Origin of the sequence: Streptomyces fulvoviolaceus, from assembly GCF_000718165.1 — a bacterium.
Taxonomy (GTDB): domain Bacteria; phylum Actinomycetota; class Actinomycetes; order Streptomycetales; family Streptomycetaceae; genus Streptomyces; species Streptomyces fulvoviolaceus.
The window spans coordinates 37,792-46,556 of record NZ_JOEY01000081.1 but is presented as its reverse complement, the minus strand read 5'-3'; the positions used below and the strand labels follow the sequence as shown (position 1 = coordinate 46,556).

Genomic DNA, 8,765 nt, shown 5'->3' with positions numbered 1-8,765 from the left:
ATCCTTCTGGGGCTCCGCCCCAGACCCCGCTCCTCAAACGCCGGAGGGGCTGGATTTTGCCGGCCGAGGCTGGACTTTCCCGGCTGGGGCTTGATCTTTCTAGCCTGTCCGGCGTTTGAGGACGAGGCCGTTCAGGCCGAAAGCGGGGGTCTGGGGGCGGCAGCCCCCAGGGACGGGAATGGGCGGCGGGGGCGAAAACATCCCCCTCAACCCCCGGACGTGTCCAGCTCCGCGTCCTCGCCGATCCCCGCGCAGTCGTACGGGTCCTTCAGCCAACCGTCCGGCAGCACCACCCGGTTGTTGCCGGACGTACGACCACGGGGCCCGTCGGCACCGGTTGGCCAGAGCTGGTCGAGGTCCAACTCGTCCAGCCCGGACCGGAGTTCGGCCAGCGAGGACGTGATCGCGAGCCGCTTGCGCATCTCGGAGCCGACCGCGAACCCCTTGAGGTACCAGGCCACGTGCTTGCGGAAGTCGATGACCCCACGCGCCTCGTCGCCGATCCACTCGCCGAGCAGGGTGGCGTGCCGGACCATGACGTCGGCGACCTCGCGGAGGGAGGGACGCGCGATGTCAGCCGTACGCCCCTCGAACGCGGCCACCAGGTCCGCGAACAGCCACGGCCGTCCGAGGCACCCGCGCCCCACGACCACCCCGTCGCAGCCCGTCTCGCGCACCATCCGCAGCGCGTCCTCCGCCGACCAGATGTCGCCGTTGCCGAGGACCGGGATCTCCGGCACGTGCTCCTTGAGGCGGGCGATCGCGTCCCAGTCCGCCGTGCCGCCGTAGTGCTGGGCGGCGGTGCGGCCGTGCAGGGCGATGGACGTCACGCCCTCCTCGACGGCGATGCGGCCGGCGTCGAGGTAGGTGATGTGGTCGTCGTCGATGCCCTTGCGCATCTTCATGGTGACCGGGAGGTCGCCGGCGCCACTGACCGCCTCGCGCAGGATCGCCCGCAGCAGGTTCCGCTTGTACGGAAGCGCGGAGCCGCCGCCCTTCCGCGTCACCTTCGGGACGGGGCAGCCGAAGTTCAGGTCGATGTGGTCGGCGAGGTCCTCCTCCGCGATCATGCGGACGGCCTTGCCGACGGTGGCCGGGTCGACGCCGTACAGCTGGATCGAGCGCGGCTTCTCGGTCGCGTCGAAGTGGATCAGCTGCATGGTCTTCTCGTTGCGCTCGACCAGCGCCCGGGTCGTGATCATCTCGCTGACGAACAGGCCCTTGCCACCGCTGAACTCCCGACACAGGGTGCGGAAGGGCGCGTTCGTGATCCCGGCCATGGGGGCCAGGACGACGGGCGGCTGGACGGTGTGCGGGCCGATCTGCAAGGGGGACACGGGCGTGGACATTGCTCCATTGTCGCGTACGCGGGTGAGTGCCCCGTCGACCCGGTCAATGATCATGTACCACTCATTAGTTAGACGCACTATCGACATCGGCGTACTCTGGAGCGCATGCCCGAGCTCGGCCACCGGCGCCGCATGCTGGTGCTCGCGATCTGCTGTATGAGCCTGCTGATCGTGAGCCTCGACACCACCGCCCTCAACGTCGCCCTCCCCGCCATGCAGCGGGGCCTCGACGCGAGCACGGCTGGTCTGCAGTGGACGATCGACGCGTACACGCTGGTTCTCGCCTCGCTGCTGATGCTGGCCGGCTCCACGGCCGACCGGATCGGTCGCAAGCGCGTCTTCATCGCGGGGCTGATCGTCTTCACGATCGGCTCGGCGCTGTGCTCCGTCGCCCCGAACCTGGACGCGCTGGTCGCCTTCCGCATGGTGCAGGCGGTGGGCGGTTCGATGCTCAACCCGGTCGCCATGTCGATCATCACCAACACCTTCACGGAACCGCGCGAGCGCGCCCGGGCGATCGGCGTGTGGGGCGGGGTGGTGGGCATATCGATGGCCGCCGGGCCGCTGGTGGGCGGGCTGCTCGTGGACTCGGTCGGGTGGCGCTCGATCTTCTGGGTCAACCTGCCGGTGGGGCTGGCGGCGCTGCTGCTCACCCTGCGGTACGTCCCCGAGTCCCGGGCGCCCAAGGCCCGCCGACCCGACCCGGTCGGGCAGATCCTGGTGATCGCGCTGTTCGGCTCGCTGACGTACGCGATCATCGAGGCGCCGAACGCGGGGTTCGTCTCGATCCTTCCCTTCGCCCTCGTGACCGTCATCGCGCTGGCCGGGCTGCTCTGGTACGAGCCCAGGCGTGACGAGCCCCTCATCGACCTGCGGTTCTTCCGGTCCGCGCCGTTCAGTGGGGCCACGGTGATCGCGATCAGCGCGTTCGCCGCGCTGGGTGGGTTCCTGTTCCTGTCGACGCTGTATCTGCAGAACGTGCGGGGGCTGGACGCGCTGCATGCCGGGCTGTGGATGCTGCCGATGGCTGTGCCCATGTTCCTGTGTGCGCCGTTGTCCGGGCGGCTGGTGGGCAGTCGGGGACCGCGGCTGTCGTTGGTGATCGCGGGAATCGCCACGACCGCGAGCGGCGTGCTCTTCGCGGCCTTCGACGCGGAGACGTCCGACGTCACGCTGTTCCTCGGGTACGTGCTGTTCGGTATCGGGTTCGGGTTCGTCAACGCGCCGATCACCAATACGGCGGTCTCCGGGATGCCGCGGAGTCAGGCCGGGGTGGCCGCGGCGGTGGCTTCCACGAGTCGGCAGTTGGGGCAGACGCTCGGCGTCGCGGTGATCGGGGCGGTGCTGGCCACCGGCGTGGGCGCCTCGTCGTACAAGGACGAGTTCGTGTCCGCCGCGGTGCCGGGGTGGTGGATTCTTGTGGGGTGCGGGCTTGCGGTGCTGGTGCTTGGAGCGGTGACCAGTGGGGCCTGGGCTCGGGGCACTGCTGAGCGGGCTGCTACGGGGCTGGAGTCTGCGGAGGTCCGTCAGGCTGCGGGGGTTTCCGCCTGATCGCCGTAGGGATGGTGCTTGTAGGGCGGCTGCGGGTCCGTTGCGGCTGGTCGCGCAGTTCCCCGCGCCCCTTAAGGGCGGGGTTCCGCAGCCGACTTCACCAGTTCTGTTCAGCGCGCTGAGCCGTCCCGGCCAGGGCAGCCCCCCACCGGCCCGCAAGGTGCTGCAGTGAACCGGGGCTGATTCAGGCGGACTTGGCGAGTGCGATGGCGTGCAGCCGCTCCAGCCGTTCCCGCGACACCTGGTCCGCCGGCGCGTACGTCACCATGCGCGACCCCGTCTCCGGGCCGAGCCACAGGTCGGTGTGGTCGACGTCGATGCGGCCGACGTACCGGTTGAGGAACTCCTTGCGCTTGGGGCGGGGGGCGTTGACCTCGTGCCGGTCCCAGACCTCTCGGAACTCCGCGGACTCCGCGCGCAGCCGCTTGAGGAGCATCTTCCAGGCGGGCTCGGCGAGATGGCCGGCCATCGTGGCGCGCAGGCGGGCGGCCATGAGGCGCCGGGTCTCCTCCAGGTGCACGATCGACTCGGCCCACTCCGCGCTCGTGTAGCAGAGGACCATGCAGTTGCGGTCCTCGGGCGGCACCGCGTCCAGGTCGCACAGCAGCAGGCCGTACGTGCGGTTGTAGGCGAGGATGTCGTACCGGCTGTTCTGCACACAGGCCGGGATCGGCTCCATCTGTTCGAGGACCTGCCGCAGCGCGGGAGTGATCGACGGGCAGGTGGTCGCGGGCGTGGGGTCCACCGCCCCGGCGAGCTGGAACAGGTGGGCGCGTTCGCTCGGGTCGAGCAACAGGGTGCGGGCCAGGGCGTCGAGGACCTGGACGGAGACCTGGATGTCGCGGGCCTGCTCGAGCCAGGTGTACCAGGTGACGCCGACCGCGGAGAGCTGCGCGACCTCCTCGCGGCGCAGGCCCGGGGTGCGGCGCCGGCGGCCGCGCGGCAGGCCGACCTGCTCGGGGGTGACGTGCTCGCGGCGGTGGCGCAGGAAGGCGGCGAGTTCGTGCCGCCGGATGTCCGCCTCGCCCCTGCGGGGTGCCGCCGTAGTCTCCTGGGCCATCGTCGTCATGCCTCCAGCCTGCCGCCCCGCGGACCCTGTTTCCAGGTACTCCTTCTACCAGGATAAGAAGACTCTGGTACCAGGCTCGGAGTGGGAGCAGGCTCGACCGCGTGACCGAAACCACCACTCCACTCGCCGTCCGCTCCCCCGTGGCACCGCCCGCGCTGGGCGGCCTCGGCCTGTTCACCGTGCTGCTGGCCGCGGCACTCCCCCTCATCGACTTCTTCATCGTCAACGTCGCCCTGCCCACCATCGGCGCGGACCTCGCCGCGAGCGAGTCGGTCCTCGAACTCGTCGTGGCGGGTTACGGGTTGGCGTACGCCGTCCTCCTCGTCCTCGGCGGCCGCCTCGGCGACCTCTTCGGCCGGCGCCGGCTGTTCCTCGGCGGGATGGCGGCCTTCGGCGTGACCTCGCTGGCGTGCGGGCTCGCGCCCACCGCCTGGACCCTGGTCGCGGCCCGGGTCGCGCAGGGCGCGGCGTCCGCCGCGATGCTGCCGCAGGTGCTCGCCACGATCCAGTCGGCCACCGCGGGCTCCCGCCGCGCCAAGGCGATGGGGCTGTACGGCGCGACGGCCGGCCTGGCCATGGTGGCGGGCCAGATCCTGGGCGGGGTGCTGGTCGCCGCGACGCCTTTGTCTTTTCTTTTTGGCGCGGGCACCGGCTGGCGCGCGGTGTTCCTGGTGAACGTGCCCGTCGTCCTCGTCGGCCTGTTCCTCGCGGCCCGTACGGTCCCGGAGACCCGCGCCCAGCGCCCCGAGCCGGTGGACGGGCCCGGCACGGTCCTGCTGGCCGCCACCCTGCTCGCGCTGCTGGCCCCGCTGACCGAGGGCCGGGCGGCGGGCTGGCCGCTGTGGACGTGGCTGTCGCTGGCGGCCTTCCCCTTCCTGGCGTGGTCGTTCTACGCCGTGGAACGCAGGGCGGACCGCCAGGGCCGTACTCCGCTCGTGCCGCCGAGCCTGTTCGAGCTGGTGTCGCTGCGGCGCGGGCTGCTGCTGATCCTGCCGTTCTCGATGGGCTTCAGCGGGTTCATGTTCGTGATCGCGGTGGCGCTGCAGGAGGGCGCGGGGCTCGGTCCGGTCCAGGCGGGGCTGGCCCTGATCCCGCTGGCGGTGACGTTCCTGTTCACCTCGATCGCGGGCCCGCGGCTCATCGCCCGCTACGGCACGCGCGTGGTGACCGCCGGTGCGGTGATCCAGGCGGTCGGCCTGGCCCTGATCATGCTGGCCGCCTGGCGCTCCTGGCCGGACCTCGGTCTCGTCGCGCTCCTGCCCGGCGGCGCGATCGCCGGAGTAGGTCAGGCCCTCCAACTCCCCGTGGTCTTCCGGATCGTCCTGTCCGAGGTGCCGCCCGCCCGGGCCGGCGTCGGCAGTGGCGTGATGATCACCACTCAGCAGTCCGCGCTGGCACTCGGCGTCGCCACCCTCGGCACGCTCTTCCTGTCCCTCGCCCCGGGCATGGGCATGCGGAACGCCCTGGTCACCACGCTGCTGGTCCAGCTGGCGGGTGTCGCCCTGACCGGCCTGCTCAGCCTGCGGCTGCCGCGGACGATCGTGTGAGGAGGCTTCACGGTTTGACGAACTCGCTGTGAAGATACTGCTGTTGATGTTGGTCTTGCTGCACACTCCTATCCGGAGGCGAGGCACATGTTGCAGATCAACACGAGCAAGGTGAGCCGCTGGGACCAGCACGGACGCGAGCACGTCGTCCGGGTGCTGCGCAAAGGCACGCAGCGCACGGTCAGTTGCGAGACCTGCGGCTGGCGCAAGGGCGCGCAGTTCCTGCCGTGGCTGAAGGCCCAGGAGCATCTGGCGGAGGCGCATCAGGCGACGGTGGATCCGACGGAGACGTAGGAGATCCGGACGTCCCTCGTCACCGCCCGCTGAGCGCCAGCTTCGCGCCCAGCGCCACGAACGACCCCGCGAAGCTCCGCCGCAGCCATGCCATCACCCTCGGCCGCGAGATCACGTGACCGCGGACCGAGGCCGCGAGGACGCCGTACGCGGCGAAGACCACGAACGTCACCAGCATGAAGACGCCACTGAGCGCGAGCATCCGCGGCAGCGCGTGCGGGCGGGCCGGGTCCACGAACTGTGGCAGGAACGCGAAGAAGAAGATCGTCAGCTTCGGGTTGAGGAGGTTGATCAGCACACCCCGGACGATCACCCGGCCCGCCGAACTCGGAGTGCCCCGCTCGTCGACGGCGATCGCCTCCTTGTCCCGCACCGTCGCCCACGCCATGTAGAGGAGATAGGCGACACCGGCGTACTTGAGGACCTGGAAGGCCGCCGCACTGGCGTTCAGCAGGGCGGCGAGCCCGGTGACGGTGGCCACCACGTGCGGCACGATCCCGAGCGTGCAGGCGAACGCCGCGACGACACTCGCGCGGCGCCCGCGGGAGAGTCCGGCGGCAAGGGTGTAGACGACGCCGGTACCGGGGGTGGCGACCACGACGAGGGTCGTGAGGAGGAAGGCGATGCTTCCCATTCCCGTCCCTGGGGGCTGCCGCCCCCAGACCCCCGCTGTCGGCCCTGAAGGGGCCTCGTCCTCAAACGCCGGACGGGCTGGGTTTTTCAGCCCCTCCGGCGTTTGAGGAGCGGGGTCTGGGGCGGAGCCCCAGAAGGATGGGACGGGTAGGGGCGGCGGGGGCGAGAAAACTCGGCCTCAGCCCTGCCGCAGCGGGATCGCCAGGTCGACCACCTGGTGTCCCTTCGGGAAGGAGCCGGTGGAAGTGGCCGCGCCCGTGAGCAGGTTGACGCGGAGGGCCCGGGAACCCGTCACCGCGTAACCGCTGTTGGTGCCGGTGTTCGCCGAACTGTAGATGTCGAACCCGGAGTTGGACGGCACGTCGGTGCCCAGCTGACCGGTCGGGGCGAGGTTGCCCGCGTTGGCCGGGGACTGGACGGAGATCCGGTCCTGGGCGGTGTCGAGGTCGAAGAGGGTGGTGGCCGTCGCGGCGTTCAGGTCGTTGTTCGTGTACGCCGCTCCGGTCACGCCCATGGCCGTCGTGCCGGAAGTCGCGGGCGGGACCGGCGGGTTGGTGAGGGTGCCGTCCACCGCGGTCGTACCGGCCGCGGGCGCGCCCGCCGGGTCGTCGATGTTGTGGCGGAGGTTCTGGCCGGTGTCGCTGATGACGCGGAGCCGGTTGGCGGCCGGGTTGAAGTCGACGCCGAAGTTCGAGCCCTGCAGCGCCACACTCAGCTGCGAGACCTTGGTGGCCTTGGCGCCGATCTCGCGGATCGTGTAGATGCCGCCCTTGTCCCCGACTCCGTACAGCTTGGTGTTCTGGACGCGGTAGTCGATGCCGACCAGCCTGCTGTCGCCCTTGAGGCCGTTCACCTTGCCCAGCCGGAGCGTGCGGTCGGGCCGGTCGACGCGGAAGCTGACGAGGTTCTGGTCGCCGGTGAGACCGACCGCCTTCAGCCGGTCGCCCGCGGCGCCGGGCAGCCCGGCCGCGGTCCCGGACTGGGTGGAGATCCCCGAAGGGGAGTAACCCTGGTCGTTCGCCGCCACATAGCCGACCGTGCCGACGGCCAGGGCCAGCGTGGCCACGCCGATGACTGCTTGCTTGCGCATGGTGCCCCCGTAAGTGACGCGTGACCCCCGGTGGGCCGCGCATGACCTTCCCTTCGGAGCCGTATGCGCCCGGGATGGGCGAAAGCCCGGTTCTGTTACGTCTGTTACGGAACCAGGGTGTTCGTATGCCCTTGGTAACCGACGGTCCATGGAGCTCAAGTACCCTCCGCACGGGCGGGACAGGACGGGGCCGCCCGACGGGGACAGGGGGAGGGCGGGCGGATGATCGGGACGGCGTTCCGGACCGGGGACGTGCCGGTGGAGCACCGGTTCGAGTACTGGCGGCAGGTGATGAGTCTGGCGATCGCGCCCAGCGAGATGAGCAGTGAATACGCCGCGGACTTCCGGGCGGAGCAGCGATTACTCGAACTGGGGCCGGTGCGCGTGTGGCCGATCCGGATCCGGCCGACGCGGTTCAGACGGAACGCGCGGCTGGTGCGGCAGTCCGACCCCGAGGAGTACCACCTGTCGCTGGTGCTCGGCGGTGGGATGGGCTTCGACCACGTGGGGCGGGCCGACACATACGGCCCGCACGACCTGTGGCTGTCCGACACCTCACGCCCGTACGACGTGCAGCCCCACAACATGCGGCCGTCGGCCGATCGGGACATCCCCTTCATCGTCGGGGTGGGCGTGGACTTCCCCAAGTCCCTCCTGCCGCTGCCACCGGACCGGGTCCGGGAACTGCTGGGCAGGCGGCTGTCCGGGCGGGAGGGAACGGGCGCCCTGCTGACGGGGTTCCTCACCGGCCTGGAGCGGCAGTCCGACTTCCTCCAGCCATCCGACGCACCCCGCCTGGGCATGGTCCTGGTCGACCTGCTGGCGGCGTGGCTCGCCCACACGCTGGAGGCCGAGGTGGCCCTGTCGCCGGAGACCCACCGCCGGGTCACGGTCACCCGCATCCGCGCGTTCATCCGGCAGAACCTGCACGACCCGGAGCTGCGGCCGCCCGTGATCGCCGCCGCGCACCACATCTCCCTCAGCTATCTGCACCGGCTCTTCCAGGAAGAGGTGTCGGGCGAGACGGTGGCGGCCTGGATCCGCGGTCAGCGGCTGGCGGGCGCCCGCCGCGATCTGGCGAACCCCGCGCTGCGCACCACGCCGGTCCACACCATCGCCGCCCGCTGGGGCATCCGCGGCGCCTCCGAATTCACCCGCGCCTTCCGCGCCAGGTACGGGATCTCCCCCACGGAATACCGGTTCCAGGTCCTGTCCGGGGGCGAGTAGACGCA

The 8,765-nt window shown here is 70.8% G+C and carries 8 protein-coding genes; 4 read left to right on the top strand and 4 right to left on the bottom strand.

Annotated features, from left to right (window positions below; all coding sequences use genetic code 11):
* Window positions 1-206 precede the first annotated feature (206 nt).
* Window positions 207-1,349 (bottom strand): tRNA dihydrouridine synthase DusB, encoded by a 1,143-nt coding sequence (gene dusB / locus IG08_RS0149130; protein ID WP_030620051.1) that lies wholly within the window; start codon window positions 1,347-1,349, stop codon window positions 207-209.
* Between the two features lie 105 nt (window positions 1,350-1,454).
* Between dusB and IG08_RS0149125 the strand changes: the two genes are divergently transcribed.
* Window positions 1,455-2,900: an MFS transporter gene (locus tag IG08_RS0149125; protein WP_030620048.1), complete on the top strand. Its 1,446-nt coding sequence runs from the start codon at window positions 1,455-1,457 to the stop codon at window positions 2,898-2,900.
* A gap of 184 nt (window positions 2,901-3,084) precedes the next feature.
* Here IG08_RS0149125 and IG08_RS0149120 read toward each other — a convergent pair whose 3' ends face one another.
* The gene (locus IG08_RS0149120) at window positions 3,085-3,969 is read right to left on the bottom strand and encodes a helix-turn-helix transcriptional regulator (protein WP_030620045.1); all 885 of its coding nucleotides are present in this window, start codon (window positions 3,967-3,969) and stop codon (window positions 3,085-3,087) included.
* A gap of 101 nt (window positions 3,970-4,070) precedes the next feature.
* Here IG08_RS0149120 and IG08_RS0149115 point away from each other — a divergent pair, with 101 nt between their 5' ends.
* Complete coding sequence (locus IG08_RS0149115; RefSeq protein ID WP_030620041.1) at window positions 4,071-5,516, top strand: MFS transporter; 1,446 nt, start codon at window positions 4,071-4,073, stop codon at window positions 5,514-5,516.
* 87 nt (window positions 5,517-5,603) lie between these two features.
* Complete coding sequence (locus tag IG08_RS0149110) at window positions 5,604-5,810, top strand: hypothetical protein (RefSeq protein WP_030620038.1); 207 nt, start codon at window positions 5,604-5,606, stop codon at window positions 5,808-5,810.
* A 19-nt stretch (window positions 5,811-5,829) separates the two neighbouring features.
* Here the strand turns inward: IG08_RS0149110 and IG08_RS0149105 are convergent, their stop codons facing one another.
* The gene (locus tag IG08_RS0149105; RefSeq protein ID WP_030620035.1) at window positions 5,830-6,444 is read right to left on the bottom strand and encodes a LysE family translocator; all 615 of its coding nucleotides are present in this window, start codon (window positions 6,442-6,444) and stop codon (window positions 5,830-5,832) included.
* Between the two features lie 177 nt (window positions 6,445-6,621).
* A complete protein-coding gene (locus IG08_RS0149100; protein WP_030620030.1) occupies window positions 6,622-7,533 on the bottom strand; it encodes a DUF4394 domain-containing protein in 912 nt (303 codons plus the stop codon).
* A gap of 222 nt (window positions 7,534-7,755) precedes the next feature.
* On the opposite strand from IG08_RS0149100, the gene IG08_RS0149095 reads away from it, so the two are divergent.
* On the top strand, window positions 7,756-8,760 hold the full coding sequence (locus IG08_RS0149095; RefSeq protein WP_030620027.1) for a helix-turn-helix domain-containing protein: 1,005 nt from the start codon (window positions 7,756-7,758) through the stop codon (window positions 8,758-8,760).
* Window positions 8,761-8,765: the final 5 nt, after the last annotated feature.

What these genes read in the sequence shown, in the direction of transcription:
- IG08_RS0149105 (WP_030620035.1), bottom strand. Translation starts at nt 6,444, where the DNA reads ATGGGAAGCATCGCCTTCCTCCTCACGACCCTCGTCGTGGTCGCCACC.
- IG08_RS0149110 (WP_030620038.1), top strand. Translation starts at nt 5,604, where the DNA reads ATGTTGCAGATCAACACGAGCAAGGTGAGCCGCTGGGACCAGCACGGA.
- IG08_RS0149125 (WP_030620048.1), top strand. Translation starts at nt 1,455, where the DNA reads ATGCCCGAGCTCGGCCACCGGCGCCGCATGCTGGTGCTCGCGATCTGC.
- IG08_RS0149100 (WP_030620030.1), bottom strand. Translation starts at nt 7,533, where the DNA reads ATGCGCAAGCAAGCAGTCATCGGCGTGGCCACGCTGGCCCTGGCCGTC.
- IG08_RS0149095 (WP_030620027.1), top strand. Translation starts at nt 7,756, where the DNA reads ATGATCGGGACGGCGTTCCGGACCGGGGACGTGCCGGTGGAGCACCGG.
- dusB (WP_030620051.1), bottom strand. Translation starts at nt 1,349, where the DNA reads ATGTCCACGCCCGTGTCCCCCTTGCAGATCGGCCCGCACACCGTCCAG.
- IG08_RS0149120 (WP_030620045.1), bottom strand. Translation starts at nt 3,969, where the DNA reads ATGACGACGATGGCCCAGGAGACTACGGCGGCACCCCGCAGGGGCGAG.